The organism is Gordonia tangerina (assembly GCF_021556435.1).
In the GTDB taxonomy this organism is placed as follows: Bacteria; Actinomycetota; Actinomycetes; order Mycobacteriales; family Mycobacteriaceae; genus Gordonia; species Gordonia tangerina.
Genome location: NZ_JAKGCU010000006.1, coordinates 68,170 through 91,476, shown reverse-complemented (window position 1 = coordinate 91,476; position 23,307 = coordinate 68,170). Strand labels below are relative to the sequence as shown.

Annotated in this window: 12 protein-coding genes; 7 read left to right on the top strand and 5 right to left on the bottom strand. The window is 67.9% G+C overall.

All coding sequences use genetic code 11. The features are described 5' to 3' along the window. The first annotated feature begins 69 nt into the window (after positions 1-69). Positions 70-3,396, top strand: a complete 3,327-nt coding sequence (locus L1892_RS09385) for an arabinosyltransferase domain-containing protein (RefSeq protein ID WP_235723329.1) — start codon at positions 70-72, stop codon at positions 3,394-3,396. Positions 3,397-3,478: 82 nt separating this feature from the next. Here the strand turns inward: L1892_RS09385 and L1892_RS09380 are convergent, their stop codons facing one another. After that, the gene (locus tag L1892_RS09380; RefSeq protein ID WP_235723328.1) at positions 3,479-6,799 is read right to left on the bottom strand and encodes an arabinosyltransferase domain-containing protein; all 3,321 of its coding nucleotides are present in this window, start codon (positions 6,797-6,799) and stop codon (positions 3,479-3,481) included. Continuing rightward, a complete protein-coding gene (locus tag L1892_RS09375; protein ID WP_235723327.1) occupies positions 6,792-10,079 on the bottom strand; it encodes an arabinosyltransferase domain-containing protein in 3,288 nt (1,095 codons plus the stop codon). Before L1892_RS09375 ends, L1892_RS09380 begins: the two co-directional genes overlap by 8 nt. 116 nt (positions 10,080-10,195) lie before the next feature. On the opposite strand from L1892_RS09375, the gene L1892_RS09370 reads away from it, so the two are divergent. From L1892_RS09370 to L1892_RS09360, 3 genes are all read left to right on the top strand, one after another. Then, a complete protein-coding gene (locus tag L1892_RS09370; protein WP_235723326.1) occupies positions 10,196-13,528 on the top strand; it encodes an arabinosyltransferase domain-containing protein in 3,333 nt (1,110 codons plus the stop codon). Continuing rightward, on the top strand, positions 13,521-16,838 hold the full coding sequence (locus L1892_RS09365) for an arabinosyltransferase domain-containing protein (RefSeq protein ID WP_235723325.1): 3,318 nt from the start codon (positions 13,521-13,523) through the stop codon (positions 16,836-16,838). Before L1892_RS09370 ends, L1892_RS09365 begins: the two co-directional genes overlap by 8 nt. Before the next feature lie 240 nt (positions 16,839-17,078). After that, positions 17,079-17,969 (top strand): oxygenase MpaB family protein, encoded by an 891-nt coding sequence (locus tag L1892_RS09360; RefSeq protein ID WP_235723324.1) that lies wholly within the window; start codon positions 17,079-17,081, stop codon positions 17,967-17,969. Between the two features lie 3 nt (positions 17,970-17,972). On the opposite strand, the gene L1892_RS09355 is transcribed toward L1892_RS09360, so the two are convergent. Then, complete coding sequence (locus L1892_RS09355) at positions 17,973-18,383, bottom strand: type II toxin-antitoxin system VapC family toxin (protein WP_235723323.1); 411 nt, start codon at positions 18,381-18,383, stop codon at positions 17,973-17,975. Then, positions 18,370-18,615, bottom strand: coding sequence for a FitA-like ribbon-helix-helix domain-containing protein (locus L1892_RS09350; protein ID WP_235723322.1), 246 nt, complete (start codon positions 18,613-18,615; stop codon positions 18,370-18,372). Before L1892_RS09350 ends, L1892_RS09355 begins: the two co-directional genes overlap by 14 nt. Positions 18,616-18,764: 149 nt before the next feature. Here L1892_RS09350 and L1892_RS09345 point away from each other — a divergent pair, with 149 nt between their 5' ends. The 3 genes from L1892_RS09345 (at position 18,765) to L1892_RS09335 (ending at position 21,597) form a co-directional block, all read left to right on the top strand. Beyond that, positions 18,765-19,487, top strand: coding sequence for a VIT1/CCC1 transporter family protein (locus tag L1892_RS09345; protein WP_235723321.1), 723 nt, complete (start codon positions 18,765-18,767; stop codon positions 19,485-19,487). A 114-nt stretch (positions 19,488-19,601) separates the two neighbouring features. Next, positions 19,602-20,150 (top strand): Dps family protein, encoded by a 549-nt coding sequence (locus L1892_RS09340; protein ID WP_235723320.1) that lies wholly within the window; start codon positions 19,602-19,604, stop codon positions 20,148-20,150. 214 nt (positions 20,151-20,364) lie between these two features. Further along, positions 20,365-21,597: a DICT sensory domain-containing protein gene (locus L1892_RS09335; protein WP_235723319.1), complete on the top strand. Its 1,233-nt coding sequence runs from the start codon at positions 20,365-20,367 to the stop codon at positions 21,595-21,597. 113 nt (positions 21,598-21,710) lie between these two features. On the opposite strand, the gene L1892_RS09330 is transcribed toward L1892_RS09335, so the two are convergent. Then, entirely contained in the window at positions 21,711-23,297 is a 1,587-nt protein-coding gene (locus L1892_RS09330) for an acyl-CoA carboxylase subunit beta (RefSeq protein ID WP_235723318.1), read from the bottom strand. Positions 23,298-23,307 lie beyond the last annotated feature (10 nt).

The window sequence follows — 23,307 nt, the reverse complement described above, 5'->3', positions numbered from 1 at the left end:
CACCCACCATAGTTCAGCGACCTTCGGCCGAAACGGGACGCGCAAGCCCAACCGTTACCATCTCTCTTTGTGCCATCGCAGACGGTAAGACGCGCCAGGGTCGTCGCCATCATCACCGGACTGCTCGGATTCCTGATGGCACTCGCAACACCACTGATGCCGGTTCATCAGACGACCGCCCAGATCTCCTGGCCCCAGGGCGAGCAGGTCGAGTCGGTCGCGGCACCGCTGATCAGCTACGTTCCCATCGATCTGGATGTTCGGGTGCCGTGCAGTGCGGTGGAGCAGCTCGGCGACGGCGAGTCCGTGCTGTTGTCGACGACGCCGAAGCAGGCGGAGAAATCCGGCGAGCGCGGGTTGTTCATCCGCAAGACCGGGCAGCCCGGCGATCCCGCCTCGCGGCAGACCGTCGAGGTGGTCATCCGCAACATGCCACTGGTGGCGGCGACGCTGGAGGACATCCGCGGTCAGGACTGCCGCGAGATCTCGGTGCACGCCGACGCCGAGGCCGTCTCGGCCGAGTTCGTCGGGATGCGCACCGACGACGGCGAACCGCTCGACGGCACCACCGCGGGCCGCGAGTCCGACACTTACGATGCCGACCAGCGCCCGCAGGTCACCGGGTTGTTCACCGACCTCGACGGCCCGGTCGCCGGCCTGCCCGGGCTGGACGCGCACGTCACGATCGACTCGCGTTACTCCACCGCGCCGACGATCCTGAAGTGGGCGGTGCTAGTCATCGGGATCATCGCCACCCTGCTGTCGCTCGCCGCGCTCGCCGTTCTCGATTCCACCGACGGCCGACGGCACCGACGGATCCTGCCGGCGCGGTGGTGGCACCTCAACGCCCGCGACTATGTGGTCATCGGCGCGCTGGTGGTGTGGCACATGATCGGCCCCAACACCTCCGACGACGGCTACCTGCTGACGATGTCGCGGGTGGCGCAGGACACCGACTACACCGCCAACTACTTCCGCTGGTTCGGGGCGCCCGAGGCACCGTTCGGCTGGTACTACCAAGTGTTCGGCTGGCTCAGCCACATCAGCGTGGCCAGCCCGTGGATGCGACTGCCGGCACTCTTGTGTGGCATCGGTGTGTGGCTGATCGTCAGCCACGAGGTGTTGCCGCGACTCGGGCGCGCCGCCATCACCCGTCCGTCGGTGGGCTGGACAGCCGCCTTCGTCTTCCTCATCTCCTGGTTCCCGTTCAACAACGGGCTGCGCCCCGAGCCGATCATCTGCCTCGGTGCGCTGCTCACCTGGTGTTCGGTGGAGCGGGCGATCGCCACCGGCCGCATGCTGCCGGCTGCCGTCGCCTGTCTGATCGGCGCATTCAGTCTCGCCGCCGGACCCACCGGCCTGCTCGCCGTCGCCGCACTGATCGCCGGCGCCCGACCGATGATCCTGGCCCTGATCAAGCGCGCCAAAGTGATCGGTGGTGGTCGATGGTCTTATGTGGCGTTGCTCGCCCCCATCGTGGCCGCCGGCACCTTCGTGATCTTTGTGGTGTTCTCCAATCTCACGCTGCGGTCGTTCGTCGAGGCCTCGCAGATGAAGTCGGCACTTGGGCCGTCGATGCACTGGTACAACGAGATCAACCGCTACTCCTCGTTGTTCGCGTTCTCCGCCGACGGCTCCATCGACCGCCGATTCGCGGTGCTCACCATGATCCTGTCGCTGGTGGTGTCCGCGGCAATGCTGATCCGGCGCTCCCGTATCCCCGGCACCGCGCTGGGACCGTCGCGCCGGATCGTCGGGATCACCTTCGCCTCGCTGGTGTTCCTGATGTTCACGCCCACCAAGTGGACCCACCACTTCGGGGTTTTCGCCGGTCTCGCCGCGGCCCTGGCCGCGCTGGCCGCGATCGCCGTCGGACATCAGGCCATGCATTCGCGGCGCAACCGGACGTTGTTCGCCGCGCTCGTTTTGTTCGTCGCCGGCCTCGCATTCACCGCGCCGAACTCCTTCTACTACTCCTCGGCATGGGGTATGCCGTGGGGCGTCACGCAGGTGAGCCTCGGAGTGAACCTCGCGAGCCTTCTGCTCTATGCCGCCCTGCTCCTGCTGCTGCTCGCGCTCTGGTTCCACTTCCGCGAACCGTTCACCGGCACCGACCCGGCCGACGACCCGACGACCGATACCGACAGAGCCTGGTACCGCCGGATGTGGGCGGTGCTCGCATCCGCGCCACTCGCCTTCGTCTCCGCTGCCGTCGTGGTGTTCGCTCTGGTCACCGCCATGTTCGCGGGAATCCAGCAGAGTTCGTCGTACTCGGTGCCGCGTGCGAATCTGGAGGCCCTCACCGGCCAGGAGTGCGGGATGGCCGACAAGGTGTGGGTGGAAACCGACCCGAGCCGGTTCTTGCTGCAACCGGTCGACGGCTCCATCGCCGACCCCCTCGCGGGTCCGGCGACGGCGCCACCGGACGGTACCCGCCCGGCCACCACCGGGTTCACCGCCAATGGCGTGCCGGTCGATCTGGAGACCACCGCCAGCGAGGGGTCGCTGGGCGTGCTGGCGGGCAATGCGACAGACTCACCCGACGTGCTCACCGCCAACACCGGCGGCACCGGTGGCGGCGTCACGTCGCAGGCCGGGGTGAACGGCAGTTTCGCCGAGCTGCCGTTCTTCCTCGATCCGGCCACCACCCCGGTGATGGGCAGCTACTCGACCACCGATCAGGTGCCGGCCCGGCTCACCTCCGCCTGGTATGCGCTGCCCGCCGACTTCGCCGACAGCCCGCTGCTCACCTTCTCGGTCGCCGGGCTCTATGACAACCCGAACCTGCTGCTGGAGTACACCACCGATCCGATCGATCCGGGTACGCGGGACGCCGAGCTTCAGGCAGAAGGCGAAACCGAACTGATCGACCCGGGCCCGCGTCCGTCGTGGCGCAATGTCCGCGTCACCACCGACTCATTGCCGTCGGATGCGACCGCGGTGCGCATCGTCGCCACCGACGACAACCTGTCATCGGACCGCTTCATCGTGGTGACCCCGCCGCGGCTGCCGGAGATGCAGACGCTGCAGGACGTCGTCGGCCGGGAAGACCCGGTGCATGTGGACTGGACCTCCGGCCTGGTGTTCCCCTGTCAGCGTCCGTTCTCCCACGCCAACGGGGTCGCCGAGATCCCACAGTGGCGGATCAAACCGGGCGCCGACCTCGCCGCCGCGGTGTCGGCGTGGCAGGACTCCTACGGCGGCGGACCGCTGGGCTGGCTGGAGGTGTCCCAGCAACCCGAGGCGATGGCCACCTACCTGCAGGGTGACATCGGCCGCGACTGGGGTTCGCTGGAGCGCTACACCCCTTACGGCGACGTGAACACCCTCGCCGACATCGACACCGGCACCGCCACCCGCAGCGGCCTGTGGAGCCCGGCGCCGATTCGGTACTGACCCCTCAACCCACCCCCCCGGTTTTGTAGTACGAACCGTGCGGAAAGCGCAGGTTCGTACTACAAAACCGGGCGGGGGCGGGTCAGTTCCTGATCGCGCGCATCGGGCCGGGGGTCCAGAGGCCGCCGTGGTCTTCTTCGGTCAGTACGAGCTCGGCGTCGACCTGGGGTTGAAGCGGGGTGAGGCGCTGCAGGCTGCCCCAGTCCTTGGCCCAGCCGTTGCGGAGATACGACGGCAGCACCACGGGCCGCAGTTCGTTCTCCACGATGCCGAGCGGACCACCGTAGTCACCGGCCATCCAGCGCCGTGAGTTCACCCGCTCACCTTCGGCATCGGGCGTGATCCGCCACTGCGGGGTCTCCCACACACCATTGACCACCGTCGCCGGCCGCTGACATGGGAAGGCGAAGGCGACCTCCCAGTCCAGCAGCACCGGATCCTCGCTACCCACCAGCGAATTCAAGGTGACCAACGGGGTCACCCGCGGCGGGGTCACCGCCAGCCACTGGGCCGGATTGCCCGAGGTGTCCTCGGCGACGATCCGCACCACCGACGCCCGCGGCGGGGCCTGATCCCGCGGGAACCGCAGGTTGCGCCATTCGGGGTCGTTGCCGATGTCCAACGGCACCATCGATGCCACGGTGGTGACCCTGCCGTCCGGCTCGACGCGACCGAATTCCAGTCGCAGCTTCTGCCCCGGATGGGTGACGGCCAGTTCGTCGACGTATTCGATGGTCCCGGCCACCGAAATGGTGACCAGCGGTGTGTCATCGGATCGCTCCGGCAACTGATACCAGTCGGACGTAAGTTGCCCACGCCCGGTGGGAGTTCCGTAGGTTCCCAACACCGGTACCCGGCTCTGGTCCAGACCGAACGGCAGCCGCACCGATGATCCGTTGACCCCGCGGGTCGCGGTGGTGCCGCCCCCGGTGTCCGCCGATCCCGCCGTACCGCTGGGTTCGGACTGGGCATCGGTGGGATCGGTCTGGGTCCGGTCGACGCCACTGGCGGTGGTGTCGGCTTCTGCTTCGCTCTCCAGATGCGCGGAGACCCCGTTCGGATCGAATCCTTCCATCGAACCGGTGCCTGCGCCGGCGAGCGCACCGCCGGGAGACCGATCACTCTGTCCGGCAACACGGGCCGGCGTCAGCAGACCCTCGTTGGGATCGGCCTCCACCAGCACGGCGTCGGCAAGTGCGCACGGCTCACCCTGTATCGCGTTCAGGTTGGAACTGGCCCATGACCACGAATCGCGTTGTGTCTGATACGCCTTGGCGAACGAGACGAAGTTGAACAGCAATACGGCAGCGGAGATGATGGCCAGCGAATACGTCGGCATCCGCTGGATCAGGCTCGGCGACGAACCGGCCACCGGCTGCACACCGCTCTCGGCCGCCCGGTCGTCGCGGTAGTACTGCCAGACGCCGAGCACGGTCAGCGCCCCCGCCACTGCGAGGATCGGGATGAACAACCCGATGCCCGCGACGTTGGGGGTGTCATCGGCCCACGGGATCCCGTAGCTGCCGACGTACCACCACTGGTTGCGTCCGGCGAACGCCACCGCTAGGGCGTAGGCCGCCGCGGCGGCGATGAACGTCCGGTTGCAGCGCCGCCGCATCACCTCCGGGCGCAGAAAAACGGTCGCCGCAGCTGCGAGAACACCGGTGAGACAAGCGAAAGCACCCATCTGATGGGTGGCCTTGGTGGGCACGAAGGCCAGCACGGCCACCGCACCCGCCGCGACCGCGAGCAACCGCCACAGCGGCGCCGTGGCCACCCCCGGCACTCGCCGCTTGCTGAGCAACGTGAGCACGATGATGATGGCGGCGAGGAAGGTGACGAAGATGCCGACGCGACGCGCGATCGACCCGTCGGGGGTCGGGTTGAGCAGGATGTAGTAGCGCATCGCCTCGGTCCACCATTCGTTGGTGGGGCCGACGACACCTTGCACGTCAACGCCTTCGAGGATGGTGGCCAGGGTCTGATCGACGAAGATCAGGAACAGCACGGCCAGGCCAGAGGCGAGTACCGGCATCAGCAGCGGCAGCAAGCCGTCGTCGGCGCGGCGTCGGCGCAGACGCCGCAGCAGCGGGCGCAGCGCCGCCAGCAGCGGCAGAATCGCGATCGCGCCGGCCGGGTGAATCGTCAGGGTTGCCCACGCGGCCACCACCGCCAGGGTCAGTGGGAAGAATCGCCCCGTCGCGATGGCGCGTTCCACCAGCACCCAGGTCAGCAGAATGCCCACGCTCAGTGCCGGTTCCACCCGGAGTCCATTGTTGAACGGCAGCCACACGGCCAAAAAGCCGAGTCCCGCCGCCCAATACGCTGCCCGGGAGGTGCGAACCGCCCGACCGAGACGGGGCAGCGCGAACCGGCTGATCAGGAACCAGCCGACGAGCGCGAACAACAACGGCAGCAACCGCAGCCACGGGGTGGCGGTGCTGACCTCCATCCACAGCGCCAGATAGCGGTAGTGCCAGCCGAACGGGTCCTGTGGCGCACCGAAGTAGCGGTAGTAGTTGTCCAGATAGCCGGCGTCGGGCGCCACACGCCCGACGGTCACCTGATAGCCGTCATCAGCGGTGTTGCCGCCGACGAACAGCCAACCGAACAGCACTGCGGTGATCACCCCGTCGAGCAGGGTCGGCCGCCACCACCGCGCCGGTAGGCCCAACCCGAACCGGTGCCCGTCGCGCGAGTCGAGCACCGCCAGCGCGGCCATCGAGGCGATCGTCATCACGATGCCGACGATCAGCACCAGCCCCTTGAGCAGGGTCGGGCTGGTGCTGAACCGGGTGTCCACGGTGGAGGTGAACGAGAGCCCATCGGTCGGGGCGTCGGCCGGCAGATCGGTGTAGACACCGATGATCTGGGGTCGCGCGTTCGGGTCGGCGAGGTCGAACGTCGCCGGATCTCCGTCGGCGGGCACGAACCCTTCGACCGATCCGCGGGTTCCGCTGGTGTCGGAATCGATCACGATGCGGCAGTTCGCGCTCTGCGCTGCGGCAGCGCGGGGCACGTTCAGCAACACCGCGTTACGCTGCGTCACCAGCAGCCGGTCGGCTGTCGCACGGATGAACAGGCCGACGGTGTTCGCCTCGGCACCGTTCTCGGGGACCGTCGACAGCAGCACCCCACCGGAGGGAGGCAGGTCGGAGGCGAGCGCGCACGGCACCGAGATGTCCATCGACACCGGCACATATGCGACGTTCGGCGCCGCGACGTTCTCCAGACTGCTACTGCCGGGCTGTGGCCACTGCAGTTCGGCCTTGGTGTAGGTCACCGGTAGGAACGGCGCGAGGATCGCCAGCAGCACTCCGATCGCTCCGGCCACCACGGCGACGATCTTGGCGTTCTTCAGCTTTCGCGCCGACGGACGGCGTGCCTGCGCGTTCTCAGTCATCCTGTGCCACCACCCTGATCGCACCCGGGCGCATCCAACCCCAGGTCGACGACGTCCCGGTACTCACCCGGGCCGGCTGAGCCTCGGGCACCAACGGCGTCAGACGTCGCAGACCTCCCCAGTCCCGATACCAGTCGCCGTCGAGGTAGGTCGCCATGGTGGCCTCACGTGTCAGTGCCTCCGGGGTGGTCAGGATGCCGCCGTTGATCGCGGCCTGCCACGTCTTGGACTTCGAGTTGGTGGTGGTCTGGTCGGGCACGATGCGCCATTCGGGGATCTCGGCAACGCCGTGACGGGTTCCCATCGGATGCTGGCACGGGAATTGGCTGCCCACCGAGAGATCCAGCAGCACCGGAGTTTCTGTGCCCACCACTTGCTGCAGGGTCTGCAGTTGCGGTGCCCGAGGCGGGGTGATGGCCAGCCATTGATCGGGACTCACGTTGTTGTCCACTGCACTGATCCGCATGGCGGTGGCGTTCTCGGGTACCGCCGACATCGGGATGCGCAGGTTGCGCCACGGCCGATTCGGCCGCTCCGGACCGGGATCGATCGGCACATATGCCTCACCGACCTGGCGGAAGCCCTCGGGGCCGTCTCCGGCTCGCCCGAACTGTACCTTCAGCGAGCGGCCGCCGCGTGGCACACCGTCGGCGTCGACCGAGAACACCGGTCCCGCCGCGGTGATCACCAGCAGCGGCGAGGAGTCGCGGGCGGGCAGTCGGTACCACATCGACGTCAGCTCGGCGATACCGTTGTCGTGCCCGTAGGTACCCAACACGGGGGTGGTCTCGGCCGACAGACCGAACGGCAGTGCGGCGGTTGAACCGTTGATTCCCTCGGGGCCGCGACCGCCGGTGGTGCCCGGGGCCCCGCCGCTGACGATGAACGGCCGCGACAGGTCCCCGGAGGTGTTGATGGTGCCGGCGCCGAGCGCGGTGGGGTCGGGCATCAGGTCGCCGGCCACCCCGTCCGGCCCGAAGCCGGTGGATTCGCCGGCCAGCGCGCGGGAGATGTCGTCGGTGCCGATCGGTTGCAGTGCACCACGATTCGGGTTGTCCTCAACCAGCACGTCGTCGGCCATCCCGCAGGTGTCACCGGTCAGCGCCCGCATGTTGGCACTGAACGTCGTGTAGGTGTCCGACCGCGCCACCGCGGCCTTGGCGAACAGCAGCAGTTCGACGATCACGACCAGCGTCGCGATCACCAGCATCGGCGCCGACGACACCGCCGACTGGGTGCGCGACACCGGAGCGTGATCATCGCGGACCTTCCCCTTCTCCGCGTCCACGTCGATGCGCAGATGGAACCAGATGGCCACCGCCAGTGCGAGCGCGGTGAGTACCAAGAAGATCGACGACAGCGGGGTGCCGGCGATCGACGGCGCCTTGTCGAACCAGGAGATGCCGAAGTCGTAGGCCCAGCCCCAGGCGTTCTCCCCCGCCATGGCGAGCGCGCAGGCGAACATGAGCACCGCGATGTACATCCACAGGTTGCGCGGCGAGCGCCGCGCCGACTGGGCGACTGCCACCGTCGCCACCGCCGCCATGGCGGCACCCACCCCGGCGTAGATGCCGAATTGGACGGTCCACTTGGTGGGCGTGAACGACAGCAGCAGCACGGTCAACAGGATCGCGCCGATGACACGCCACACCGGACCCGGATCGACTCCGCGGATGTGTTTGCGCCGCAACATCACCGCCAGCGTCACGAACACCGCGGCGATCAGCAGCAACATCGGGACGCGGCGGACCAGCGAGCCGTCCTGGGTGGTCAGCGACAGGTAGTAGAACCGCAGCAGTTCCTGGTACCAGACGAGGGTGGGCCCGACGGTGTAGCGCACGCGCACCGCCTCGGCGACCGTGGCGAGGGTCTGGTCGCGGAACACCACGATCACCACCAAGGCCGCCGCCGCAGCTACCGGAGCGAGCAGTGGGAGCAGACCGTTCTCGGCTCGGCGCCGACGCACAGTGCGCAGCATGGGCCGCGATCCGGCGATGAGCAGGGCGACCGCGATCAACCCGTGCGGCGCCAGCGCGAGGGTCATCCCGGCGGCCAGTGCGGCGCCGGCGGCCGGCAGCATCCGGCGTGTGGCCACCGCCTGCTCCACCCCCCACCAGGTGAGCAGCGAACCGAGCACGATGATGCCTTCGCTGCGCAGTCCGCTGGCCAGCGGCATCCAGAACGCAACGAACACCGCAGCCGCGGTGAACATCGCCCACTGGGACCGGCGTACGGCGCCACCTAGTCGGGGCAGCAGCACCCGGCTGAGGATGAACCAACTGGCCAGGCCCGCGAGCAGCGCGGGCAGTCGCATCCACACACCGGCCGTCGACACCGCCTCCCAGTGCGACAGGAAGGCGTAATACCAGTCGAACGGCGCCTCGGGGATGCCGAAGAAACGGTAATAGTTGGCGAGGTAACCGGCGTCGGACGCGTTGCGGCCCATCGCCAGGATGTAGCCGTCGTCGGAGGATCCCGCGCCGAGGAAATGCCAGATCACCAGGGCCGCGGTGACCGCGAGGTCGGCGATCCGGGGGGCGAACAGCCGACGCAGGTCGAGTCGCCCGATCCGGCGGTGATAGCCGTGCGCGACGTCGAGGGCGGCGATGGCGACGAACGCGACGATCACCGCGAGCACTCCGATGATCATCACCAGCAGTTTGATCCACGACGGCGACGACTCGAACCGGTTGTCGACGTCGATGTGCACCGCGAACCCGTCGTCGGCGGCCGCGCGGGTCACCGTCTCGGGATCGAGGTCGGTGAAGATGCCGGAGACCTGCGGACGGGCGGCCGGGTCGGCGGTGGCGACGATGCCGGCGCCGACAGCGCGCGCCTCGACACCGTCGAACGACGCCCGGATGCGTAGCCGCTGGCAGTCGGCGAGCCGGTCGGACGGGATGCGCAACAACTCCTGTCCGCGCAGGACCACATCGACCCCGGTCGGTGCGGCCGTCACGAACAGCGCCTTCGCCGACGCGTCGGTACCGGCTGGCGGCATCGTCGACAGCACCATCGTCGGCCCGTTGGTCGCCGCGGCGGCCAGCGTGGCACACCCGATCGTGACGTCGAGCCCAGCCGGTGTCTGTGCCACCAGCGGCGCGGTCACCGACGCGCTCGCGGCGCTCGTCAGGTCCCGGTCGGGCCAGTCGATGGCGGCGGTACGCTCGTTCACCGGCAGCAACGGCGTCAGGACGGCGGCGAGGATCGCCACGAATCCGGCGACGGTTGCAATCGTCGCCCACGTGCGCGCCGGCAGCCGTCGGGAAGTCTCAGTCATCAGTCGGTGACCCTAATCGACAGTCCTGAAAGTACCGTGAGCCGCTCCGCGGAGATGACCGGCGGCTGCGACCGTTGACTAGGTACTCACCGCGAAGTCGCTTAGCATCAGACATCGTGCCTGTGACAGCCCCGAACGCGGCGCCCGACGCGGCGCAGCCCAGAACCAGGGTGTCCGCGGGCACCGCACGCACGGTGGCGATCGTCGCCGGCATCATCGGGGCCGTCCTTTGTGCGATCACCCCGTTTCTGCCGGTGGAATCCACCGAGGCCTCTTTCGTCTGGCCGCAGGGTCAGCAGCTGTCGCCCGAGTCGTCGTCGGTGGTGGCCCCGCTCATCGCGCAGACACCGCAGTCCCTCGACGCCACCATCCCGTGCAGCGTGCTCGCCGCGGCGCCGGTCGGCGACGTGCTGACGACGATGCCCGCGGACGCTCCCCAGAGCAGGTCCTCGGCGCTGTATGTCACCGCCGGCCGCGACGCGGTGTCGGTCACCTTCCGTAACTCCCTGGCGGCGAGCGCACCCCGCGATCAACTGTCGCAATGCAGTGATCTCCGTATCTTCTCCGAGCCGTCGGGGCCCGGCGCCCAGTTCGTGGGGCTGGGTGAGCCCACCGTGCTGGCGCCGGACAAACGTCCGCAGGTCGACGGCATCTTCTCCGATCTCCCCACCGCGGAAGTCACCGCCGCAGCTCAGGACGGGTTGCGGGTGCAGGTGCAGATCGACAACCGCTACGTCAGCTCGCCGACGACCCTGAAGCTGATCGTGATGGTGCTCGCGGTGATCGCGGTGCTGGTGGCGTTGATCGCGCTCGGAGTGCTCGACCGCGTCCACGGATATCACCGACGGATCGGCGTGCGCACCCGCCCACGATGGCGCATCGCGGTTCCCAGCCCTGCCGACATCGTGGTCACCGGCGTGCTGATGGTGTGGACGGTGCTCGGCGCCGGCACCGCCGATGACGGTTACATCCTCAACATGGGCCGTACCGCCGACGCCTCGGGCTACCTCGCGAACTATTACCGCTGGTACGGCATCCCCGAGGCGCCGTTCGACTGGTACTACAGCTTCCTGGCCCACTGGTCGGCCATCTCACCGTCATTGTTGTGGATGCATCTTCCGCCGCTGCTGGCGGGCCTGGCGTCGTGGTTCGTGCTCAGTCGAGTCCTGCTGCCCCGGCTCGGCGCGGCGGTGCGCCGCAGTGGCTGGGCGATTTGGGCTGCCGCGTTGGTCTTTCTCGCGTTCTGGCTGCCGTTCAACAGCGGTTTGCGCAGCGAGACGATGATCGTGCTCGGGTCCGTGCTCACCTGGTGGGCCGCCGAGCAGGCCATCGCGACCCGACGGCTGCTGCCGGCCGCGCTGGCGGCCATCGCCGCCGGCTTCACCTTGGCACTGGCCCCGCACGGCGTGATCGCAGTCGCCATCCTGCTGGTATCCGCGCGCCCGCTGCTGCACATCCTGCTCGACCGCCGCCGCGAGGCGGGCACCCTCGCCCTGCTGGCACCGATGGCCGCCGCCGGGTTGCTGGTGCTGATCGTGGTGTTCCGCGACCAGACGCTGGCCACTGTCGTGGAGGCGATGAAGATCCGCTACCAGGTGGGGCCGGTGATCAGCTGGCATCAGGAGTACCTGCGCTACTACTTCATCTCCGTCACCACCGACGACGGCACACTCACCCGCCGGGTGCCGGTCCTGCTCCTGCTTGCTGCGCTGATCGTGACCGTCGCCGTCCTGCTGCGCCGTACCCGCATCCGCGGAGTCGACCCCGGCCCGGCGTGGCGTCTCGTCGGCGCCGTAGGCGTCACCCTGCTGTTGCTGGCGTTCACCCCGACCAAGTGGACCATCCAATTCGGCATCTTCGCCGGGCTCGCCGCCGCGCTGGCGGCGACGGCCACCCTGGCGGTCGCGCAGTCGGCGGCGCGGTCTGCCCGCAACCTGACGGTGTTCATCTCCGGCCTGTTGTTCGCCCTCGCCGCGGCGACCGCCGGCTACAACTCGTGGCCGTTCGCCTACGAATACGGCATCTCCTGGTTCGACCGCGCCCCTGTGCTGGCCGGCCGGCCGGTGTCGACGATGTTCTTGGTCCTGGCGGTCGTCGCGGCCGCGGTCGCGGTGTGGCAGCACCTGCGGCTGGACTACGTGGAGAACAAGGGGCTCGCGCACGCCGGTGAGGGACGTGACCAGAGTCGCGCCGACCGTCGTCGGCTGTTCTTGGCGTCGTCGCCGATCGCGGTGGTCGCCGGCCTGATGGTCATCGCCGAGGTGCTGGTGTTCGCCAAGGCCGCCGTCACCCGGTATCCGGCGACCACCGTGCTCGCCGAGAACATCGACGCCCTCCGCGGCAACAGCTGCGGCATGTCGGAGAAGGTCCTGGTGGAGCCGGACCCCAACTCCGGCATGCTGACGCCGGCGAACGGGCAGTCGATTACCGAGGCGTTGACCGGCTCCGATCCGGTCGGATTCACCCCGAACGGCATCCCGAACGACCTCCTGCCCGATCCGGGTAATCAGCGCCCCGGCCAGATGAACGTATCGGCCAGTTTCTCGCGCCCCTTCGCGATCACCGGCGGCCTCGGTGCCGGGACCACCGGCGGGCAGGGCCCCCGGACGGTCAACGGGTCCACTGCGGCATTGCCCTACGGCCTGGACCCGGCCACCACACCCGTCCTGGGGAGCTTCGGCTATCCGGGTCAGGCCCAGATGACCACCGGCTGGTACGAGCTGCCGGCGGTACGAGCGGTGTCGCCGCTGCTGGTGTTCAGCGTCGCCGGAGCGGTGTCCACGATCGACACCTTCGGGGTCCGTGTGTTCGGACAGAAGCTGGTGGTGCAGTTCGGGCGACCTGGACCCAATGGTGAGTTCGTCCAGGTGGGCCCCGACGTCTTGCCGATCGACCCGGGCCCGGTCATCACCAATCGTCCGTGGCGCAACCTGCGGGTCCCGATGAGTGCCGCTCCGCCGCGGGCCACCGCGATGCGACTCGAACTCGCCGACAACAATCTGGGCCGCGACCAGTTCATCGCCGTCACCCCGCCCCGCGCGCCGCGGCTACAAACCCTGCAGCGGGTCGTCGGGTCGCGGGCACCCACGCTGATCGACTTCATCGTCGCAGCCCACTTCCCGTGCCAGCGCCCGCTGCACATCGCCAACGGAGTCGCCGAGGTACCGCAGTGGCGCATCATGGGCGACTATCCGCTGACCAACTCGCAGTCGAAGACGTGGCAGGCAGGCGCCGACGGCGGCCTGCTCTCGATCTCCGAGTCGACGACATCGGCGCAGGCTGTGCCGACGTACTTGAAGGACGACTGGACGCGGGAATGGGGTGCGCTGGAACGGCTCACGCCGCTGGTCCCGGGGGCCGCCGACGTCCGGCTCGACACAACGCAATCGACGCAATGGGGCTGGTCGCGCACCGGTTCGATCAGGGTGGAGCCGCAATCCGATGACTGACACACCGACGACCGACGCGCCGTCGACCGGCACCCGTGCACCGCGCATCGATCACCGGACCGCCCGGATCGTCGCGGTGGTGGCCGGTCTGCTCGGTTTCCTCATGGCGCTCGTCACCCCGCTGCTCCCGGTGAATCAGTCCACCGCGGAACTGAACTGGCCGCAGGGAGAGCAGGTCGGTGACGTCGCCGCCCCGCTGGTGTCGTATGTACCCATCGACATGGACGTGACCGTGCCGTGCGCACTGGCGTCCGACCTGCCCGACACCGGCGGGATGCTGCTGTCCACCATCCCGGCCGGCGGGCAGGATGCGGCGGCGCGGGCCCTGATGATCCGGGCCACACAGGACGCGCTGCTCGTCACCGACCGTGACGTCGTGATCCTCAACACGCCACGCGCCGCGGCGCAGGCGAATCCGAACTGCCACATCGTGTTCCACGCCGATGGCGACGGGGTCAACGCCCGCATCGACAACGTCACCGGCGACGGCCAACACACCTTCTCCGTCCCCGACCACGAGTTGCGCCCGCAGATCGTCGGCGTCTACACCGATCTTCCGGCGACGGCATCGCGCGAGGGACTGTCGCTGCACGCCACCATCGACACGCGCTACGTCAGCACTCCGGCGCCGCTCAAGGTCGCAGTGATCGTCCTCGGCATCCTGATGACGATCCTGTCGCTGATCGCGCTGGGCATCCTCGACCGGGCCGACGGCCGCAGCCACAAGCGGTTCCTGCCATCGGGCTGGTGGACCATCCGCGGTCCGGACATCGCGGTGTTCGCGATCCTGGCGTTCTGGTGGATCGGCGGCGCCAACACCTCCGACGACGGCTACAACTTCACCGTCGGCCGCATCGCCGGCGAAGCGGGATACGCCGACAACTACTTCCGATACTTCGGCGTCCCGCAGGATCCGTTCGGATGGCACTTCCAGGTCATCGCGGCGATGACCCATGTGAGCCTCGCCGCGCCGTGGATGCGGTTGCCGGCATTCCTGCTCGGGCTGCTCGGCTGGTGGTTGATCAGCCGAGAGGTGATCCCGCGACTCGGGCGGGCAGTGCGCAACAGCACCCCCGCGGTGTGGTCGGCCGCGTTCGTGTTCCTGGCGATCTGGTTGCCCTACAACAACGGTCTGCGGCCCGAACCGGCCGAGGCCGTCGGCGCGCTGCTCACCTGGTGCTGTGTGGAACGCGCCATCGCCACCCGGCGACTGCTGCCCTATGCCGTCGCCGTGGTGACCGCCGCGTTCACCCTCGCGCTCGCGCCGGGTGGCCTGATGGCCGTCGCGGCGTTGCTCGCCGGAATCCGGCCGGTCATCAAGACATTGGTGACGAGACGTCGGCGCGACGGACTGCTCGCGATGATCGCACCGATCCTGGCCGCCGGTACCGCGGTGCTGTACCAGATCTTCTTCGACCAGCCACTGGCCCCGCTGATCGCGGGCAACAAGGTCGCCTCCGACGTCGGGCCCACGCTGGAGTGGTGGTCGGAGCCGGTGCGCTACTACTACCTGATACTGCCGACCGCCGACGGCACGCTCGCCCGCCGATTCGGTGTGCTGATAATGATCTTGTGCCTGGTGGTGGTGTTGCTGCGGCTACTGCGCCGCGAGCACCCCAACGGTGTTGCCCGCGCACCGATCTGGCGACTCATCGCAGTGACGCTGGGCACCATGTTCTTCATCGCGTTCACCCCCACCAAATGGACCCACCACTTCGGTGTGTACGCCGGCATCGCGGCCGGTCTGGCCGCGGCGGCCGGCGCAATGATGGCACCGGCAATACTCCGGTCACGCCGCAACCGCACCTTCTTCGCCGCCGCAGTCCTCGCGGTCACCGCGATCTCGTTCACCGGAACCAACGGCTGGTGGTTTGTCGGCAGTTTCGGTGTGCCGTGGTGGGATCGGCCACCGTCGATCGCCGGGATCAAGGTGGGCTGGGCCATCCTGGTGATCGCGGTGGTGACCGCGTTGGTCGGTCTGTGGTACCACTTCCGCGACGACTACGTCGACGAGTCGACCCGCACCCGCGGCGGCTCCGGATGGTTGTCGAAGCTGAAGTTCTCACCCCTACCGGTGATCTCGGCGTTCATGGTGATATTCATGGTCCTGTCCTTCGTCAAGGGCGCCTACGAACAACGCGACAGTTGGTCGTGGCTGAAATCCAACGCGCGGGCGTTGACCGGCAACGAGTGCGCCCTGGCCAACGACGTGCTGGTGGAGGCAGACCCGAACACCGGGTTGTTGCTCCCGGCGGCCGTGGACGGTCGCGCGGCGCCGGATATCTCGGCGGCGCTCGCCGGCTCGACCAACCCGCCCGGCTTCACCCCGAACGGCGTCCCCAACCGCCTGTCGGTCGATTCCACCGAGGACGCCGACACCGCAACGACGTCAGCACAGAACACGGCCCAGACCGGGGCCGGCGCCGACGAATCCACCGAGACCAGCGAATCCGCGCAGGGCGGCACGGAGGGTGGTCAAGGCGTCCGCGGCGTCAACGGCTCCACCGTGAGCCTGCCGTTCGGTCTGAACCCGGCCAACACCCCGGTGCTGGGCAGCTATGGTTCGCCCACCGGCACCGGATCACTGACCACCGACTGGTACCAACTCCCGGCCCGCAGCGCCGACGCCCCGCTGCTGACGATCGCTGCCGCCGGTTCGGTGGAGGCCGTCGACGGCCTGGGTGTGCAGCACGCGGGGCAGCAGGTGAACGTGCAATTCGGTCGTACCGAGGTGGATGGCTCGGTGACTCCGGTGGGGATGATGTCGCCGATCGACATCGGCGAGGTACCCATCTGGCGCAACCTGCGTTACCCGCTCGCCGATGCCCCACCGCGCGCGGATGTGGTGCGCGTTGAGGTGCGCGACACCGCCGGCGCCCCGTCGGAGTGGGTGGCCATCACGCCGCCGCGCGTCACCACCTTGCAGACGCTCAACGACGTCGTGGGCACCACCGATCCGGTGTTCATCGACTGGCTTCCAGGGTTCGTGTTCCCCTGTCAGCAGCCGATGGCGGTGTCCGACGGTGTGCTCGAGGTGCCGCAGTGGCGGATCATGCCCGACGCCGAGGCCACCCGGAAGAACAGCCAGACCTGGATGTCGGGCAAGGCCGGCGGACCGCTGGGCATCACCGAGGCGATGCTCAAACCGACCCTGCTGCCGACCTACCTGCGCAACAACTGGGGTCGCGACTGGGGCGGCCTGCAACGATTCACCGAGATCGCCCCGGCACCGCCGGCCGAACTCGACCTCGGTACGGCGCGCCGCTCGGGACTGTACGACCCGGCGCCGATGCGGTCGAGTGGTTACTGACGGTCGATCTCGATACGCCACTCACTTCGTTCGCGGCTACTCGATCAGCAGGAGGTACGCCACTCACTTCGTTCGCGGCTACTCGATCAGCAGGACGCCCCAACCGCTGGTCGAGTAGGCACGAGCCGCTGGGCGAGGGCCGTATCGAGACCCGCCGGCGCATCACGGTTACGCCTACGGAAAGCTACGGTTTGTGCCGATTTTCGGCACAAACCGCGTCGTCGGTGCCCATGATGGGGCATGGCCACCGTCGACCACTACCAGCACGCACATGTCGCGGATGTCCGTGCATCCCGGCACCGTCGCCGCATCCGCCGCACCGGCGACTTGGTGACAGGACTGGGCCCCACGATCGCCGGCGCCAATGTCATCATGCAGCTGGCGAACCCCAGGGTCGGGTACGGCGTGGTGGAGAGCCGTGTGGATTCGGGCAGCGCGGTCAAGCACCCGATCAAGCGCAGCCGGACCACCGGCACCTTCCTGGCCGTCGCCCTGCTCGGCGACGACGAGGACCGGCGCTACGTCCATGACGAGCTGAAGCGAGTGCATGATCTGGTGTACTCCACTGCCGAGAGTCCGGTCCGATACAGCGCCAACGACTCCCGGCTCCAACTGTGGGTGGCGATCTGTCTACTCAAGTACTTCATCGACCAGTACGAGCTGCTCTACGGCCGCCTCACCGTGGCAGAGAAGGAACGCATCATCGCCGACGCCCGGTGGCTGGGCACCACCCTCAACGTCCGGCCCGACCAGTGGCCGTCGAGTTACCGGCAATTGCAGGAGTACTGGGACGATCAGCTCGGCGACATGGCCATCGACCCACCGGTGCGCGATCTGCTCCAACAACTCTCGGATCTGTCGTTCCTGCGCCATCGCTTCGGCACCGCGGGCACGGTGGCGCACAAAGTACTCGGCCGGCCGATGAACTACCTGATCAATGCGGGGCTGCCACCCGAGTTCCGCGACATGATGCAGTGGCGATGGGGCCCCGGCGATGAGCGGCTCTATGCACGGACGCTGCGCGTGGCCCGCGCGCTCGATCCTGCGACCGGCCGACTCATGCGGGGCATGCTGTTCACCTATGTGCTCGACATGCGGTTACGACGGCGGTTGGGGCTGAAGGTGTTCTGACAGTCACGTTTGGCGCGGCTCGCCGCCGAGCACCTCGATTGCGCACCGTGGTCCGTGCGCTCGTGCCAGGCGGGCGTCCATCGTGAGGAGCGTGGCGTCCATGGCCTCCGCGAGCGTGACGTAGAACGCATCCCAGCCGCGAACCGAATCGCGCAGCTCCCACACCCTGTCGAGCATCCACCGATGTGAGTGCCGGTCACCCGGCCAGTCCCGAAGGTCGTCGACCGCCAACGCGGCCGCCGTCTCGTCGAGTCGTCCTCGAAGATATTGCGCGCGAATGACTCCGAGCACCTCAACATCGATCACCTCGGGAGCGGCATGATCGGTGTCCGACGCGAGGCGTGCGCGGATGTCGTCGGCCCGTGGGGTATCGGCGACCACCTCGAACAGGCACGACGCGTCAACGACGAGCATCCGGCCACTGCCCCCGCCAGTTGTCGAGCGCATCCAACGCTTCTGCGGTCGAGATCTGCGATGGGCGCCGCGCGGTGCGGCGCAGCCATTCGGCCACCGACGGACGTGACGCCATGCGGGTGGCCTCACGTCGGAGCAACTCCGGCACACTGACCCCCTCCTCCGCGGCGCGACGTGACAGCGCGGCGTACACATCGTCGTCGATGTCACGAATCTGCACGGTTTTGGGCATGTGTGCATGTTAACATGCGTTCTTGCATCACTGCAGGTAGGGCCGCACTTCGTGACACTCGCAAGCTCGCTCCTCAGGGAGCGGGTGGCCATGCTGAGGCAACCTTTGCCTTGCTTGCGTGAATCGTCCTGCGCCAGTTGAGTTGACCCATGACCGTCGACCACGAGCATCAGCACCGCAACGAGCCCCACCGCGGATCGCTGGCCAACCGGCTCAACTGGCTGCGGGCAGGCGTCCTGGGCGCCAATGACGGCATCGTGTCCACCGCAGGCATCGTGGTGGGTGTCGCCGCCGCCACCGCCGACCGGGGCGCCATCTTCACCGCCGGCGTTGCCGGCCTGGCTGCGGGCGCGGTGTCGATGGCGCTCGGCGAGTACGTCTCGGTGAGCACCCAGCGCGACAGCGAGGAGACGTTGCTGGCCAAGGAGCGTCGCGAGCTCGCCGAGCAACCCGACGAGGAGTTCGACGAGCTCGTCGGACTGTACGAGGCCAAGGGCCTGAGCCACGAGACCGCGAGCCGCGTCGCCTCCGAGCTCACCGAGAACGACGCCTTCGAAGCCCACGCCGAGGTCGAGTTGGGCATCGATCCTCACGAGCTGACCAACCCGTGGCAGGCCGCCGCGTCGTCGGCGATCTCGTTCACCATCGGCGCCTTACTACCCCTGATCGCGATCCTCGTGCCCACACCGTCCTGGCGCATCCCGGTCGCCTTCGTGGCCGTACTGGTGGCGTTGGCACTGACCGGCGCGACGGGCGCGACGCTGGGCGGCTCGCGTCCGTGGCGTCCGATGGTGCGGGTGGTGATCGGTGGCGCGATCGCGATGATCGTGACCTTCGCGATCGGGCGACTGGTGGGCACGGCCGTCGTCTAACCGGGTACTCAGCTCATTCGGCACCGTTACCGCTCCGTGACCATCGGTCTCGGTTGAGTTGCCGATCACGGTCGAAGGTCGTTGGAACCGAGGAAGGTTCCTAACGTCGGGGACATGACTTCATTCACCGCTCCCGGATTGTCCGTCGAATCAGCAACCACCGTGTCCGATACCTTGCAGGAACGGCTCAGCGCGCTCAACGATCTGCACCTCACGCTCAAGCACATCCACTGGAATGTGGTCGGCGCCAACTTCATCGGGGTGCACGAGATGATCGACCCGCAGGTGGACCTCGTCCGCGGCTACGCCGACACGCTCGCCGAGCGCATCGCCACGCTGGGCTCGTCCCCGCGCGGCACCGCCAAGGCCATCGAGGACGACCGTTCGTGGGGCGACTATTCGATCGGCCGCGATACCGCGCAGGCCCATCTCGGTGCGCTCGACCTGGTCTACGACGGCTTCATCACCTCACACCGTTCCGCGATCGAGAAGATCGGCAAGATCGACCCGATCACCGAGGACATCCTCATCGGCCAGACTGCCGAACTCGAGAAGTTCCAGTGGTTCGTCCGCGCCCACCTGGAGAGCTACACCGGCGAGCTGGCCAACGCCGGCCAGTCCAGCGAGTCCGCTGCCGCGGAGGCCGCTCGCACCGCCAACTGATCGCCGCCCGCCTTCAGGTGGCCGATGCCCGCTGCCGGCCCTCCGGCCAGCCTCTCCTCGACCGGGGAGCCGGCACCACCTTTGTTATCCTGGCCGCAGAGCGGCATGCTTGCATGTTTGCACTGCACAGGATGTGAAAAAGACCGCATCCTCCCACTTCATCTCGGAGCATTCACAGCTCTGACGGGAGGCGCCCGATGATCGCTGTTACCGCATGACCCCCGAGGTCAGGCAGGCACCGGCCACCGAGGGCGGGTTCACCCTGTTCGAGGATCTGGAGCTCCACATGCAGTTCGCGCCGGTGTGCCGGCTCACCGACGGTGCCCTCGCGGCCGTCGAACTGCAACTCCGCGGCCCCTCCGGTACCCGGTTGGGGACCGCGGATGCGCTGCGTCGAGCCGCTCGGTTGATGGAGCAGCATCACGTCCTGGACCGTCGACGACGTGAGCTGGCCCGCAGCGCGCGGGCACAGTCGGTGGCCAAGATCCTGCCGATGCTGGTCGGGATGGATCTCGAATTGTTCGACGAACTCGGCGACGACACCGTTGAGGTGCTCGAGCGCCACGTGATGGTGGTCCTGCCGAGCGCTGTGGAACGCAGCCCACAACGCACCCTCGCCCGTGTGGCCCGAGCACGGGCTGCCGGCAAGGTGATCTGCGTCGACGGGTTGAGCAGCAGCGACCACGCCGCGACGCTGCTGACGCTGATCGAACCCGACATCGTGATCACTTCGGCCGAACTGCTGAATCAGAACTCCAACCCGGAATCGGCCCAGCTCGCGCACACCCTGGCCGCGCACACCGAACGCAGTCAGGCGGTCGTGGTGGCCGAGGGCGTCGACGACGAGGCGCGCCGGGTCATCGCCATGACGATGGGTGCATCATTCGGCATAGGGGCCCTGTATCCCTCGGTCGAGAACCCCGAGTCGCTGGCCACTTCCACGATCGTGCCGCTGCCGGAGCTGCCGGTGTGGTCTACGCCGGCACCTGACCAACAGACGCCCTACGCCATCGCCGCAACCTCGCTCACGCCCCGTCTTGGTGACAAGCGGCTGCTGATCGAGATGAGCAAGGCACTCGAGCACCAGGCCGCGATCGGTGGCGCCTCGATTGTGCTGGGCACCTTCCAACACGCCGACCACTTCACCCGCCGCACCGCGGACCGGTGGCGTGACATGTCGGAGCAGACCGGGCTTGCCGGTGTGTACGGCGTGGGACTGCCGGATGTCCGGGACGGCAACGTCCACCGCGCACCGCTCGACCCCGACGATGACCTGGTCAACGAATGGAACGTCGCCGTACTCGGACCCCACTTCGCCGCACTTTTATCTGCGCGCGATCTACACAGCGGCGCAAGCGATCTCGACCGCACCTTCGACTTCGTGCAGAGCTACGACCGGCTCACCGTCACCCAAGCCGTGCACTCGATTCTGCGGCGATTCGACTGACTCGTACCCGTCCCGTGTCCGGCGGGATCACCGGTGGACGCCGCCGACCGGATAATCCGCCCGGCGACGCTGCACGGTGATCCCGGCGGACATTGGCCGATGACCAGGAACCGTCAGATCGGCATCAGGTAGTGCTTGCGGGGCGTCCGGTATTCGGTCTTGTCCCGCAACTGCGCCAACGCCTTCCGGAGCTGCAGCCGGGTCTCGGCGGGCTCGATCACGGCGTCGATGTATCCGCGTTCGGCGGCAAGGTACGGGGTTGCCATCATCGTGTTGTAGAAGTCGATGAAGTCGCGCCGCACCTTGTCGGCTTCGGCCGCCGACATCCCGTCGGTCTGCCGCCGCGTGAGCACCGCCGCAGCGGATTCGGCACCCATCACCGCGATCTTCGCGCTCGGCCAGGCCAAGTTGATATCGGCACCGAGCTGCTTGCAGCCCATCACCGCATACGCACCGCCGTAGGCCTTGCGCAGCACCACCGTCACCTTCGGGACGTCGGCCTCCACGTAGGCATACAGGAACTTGCCCGACCGCCGGATGGTGCCCTTCTGCTCCTCGGCGAGCCCCGGCAGGATGCCCGGTGTATCGACCAGGAAGATCAGCGGGATGCGGAATGCGTTGCAGATCCGGACGAACCGGGTCGCCTTCTCCGACGAATCGGTGTCCAGCACGCCCGACATCACCGATGGCTGGTTGGCCACCACACCCACCGATCGGCCATCCACACGCGCATAACCGGTGAGGATGTTCGGCGCGAACAGCTCGCCGACCTCGTGGAACGCACCATCGTCGAAGAGCTTGATGATGATGTCGTGCATGTCGTAGCCGGCGTTGTCGTTGTCGGGCATGAAGGCGTTCAACGACAGATCCGACTCGGTGATCTCCGGTTCCAGACCGGGGTTGATGACCGGCGGCTGCTCATACGCGCTCGACGGCATGTACTGCAGGTACTCCCGCACCCAGTCGAAGGCGGCGCGTTCGTCGGGTGCGACGTGATGGATGTTGCCCCAGCGCGCCTGGTTGTGGGCGCTACCGAGGTCCTCGGCCGAGATGTCCTCGCCGTTGACCTGTTTGAGCACATCTGGTCCGGTGACGAACATGTAGCTCTTGTCCTCGACGGCCACCAGGATGTCGGTGTTGGCCGGGGTGTAGACCGCACCGCCGGCACACTTGCCGAGGATCACCGAGATCTGTGGGGCCAGACCGGACAGCAGCAGGTTTCGACGACCCATTTCGGCGTACCACGCCAGCGAGGTGACGGCGTCCTGAATACGCGCACCGGCGGAGTCGTTGATGCCGACCATCGGGCAGCCGATCTTTCCGGCCCACTCCATCAGCGCAGACACCTTGCGGCCGAACATCTCTCCGACAGTTCCGCCGAACACGGTCTGATCGTGGGAGAACGCGGCAACTGGTCGGCCGTGCACCAGGCCGTGCCCGGTGACCACACCGTCGCCGTATCCCGAGTGCGCGGCACCCGGCATCTTGGCGAGCGCACCGATCTCGACGAAGGTGCCCGGGTCGAAGAGCATCGTCAGCCGTTCGCGCGGCGAGCAGATACCCTTCGCCTCGCGTTTGGCAATCGCCTTCTCGCCGCCGGGTTCCTGTGCCGATTCCAGCTTCTCACGCAGATCCGCCAGCTTCGCCGCGGTTGTCGCATTGGCCGGTGCTGCCGTCCCGACCTCGGTCGTGTCAGTCACGATGCTCGCT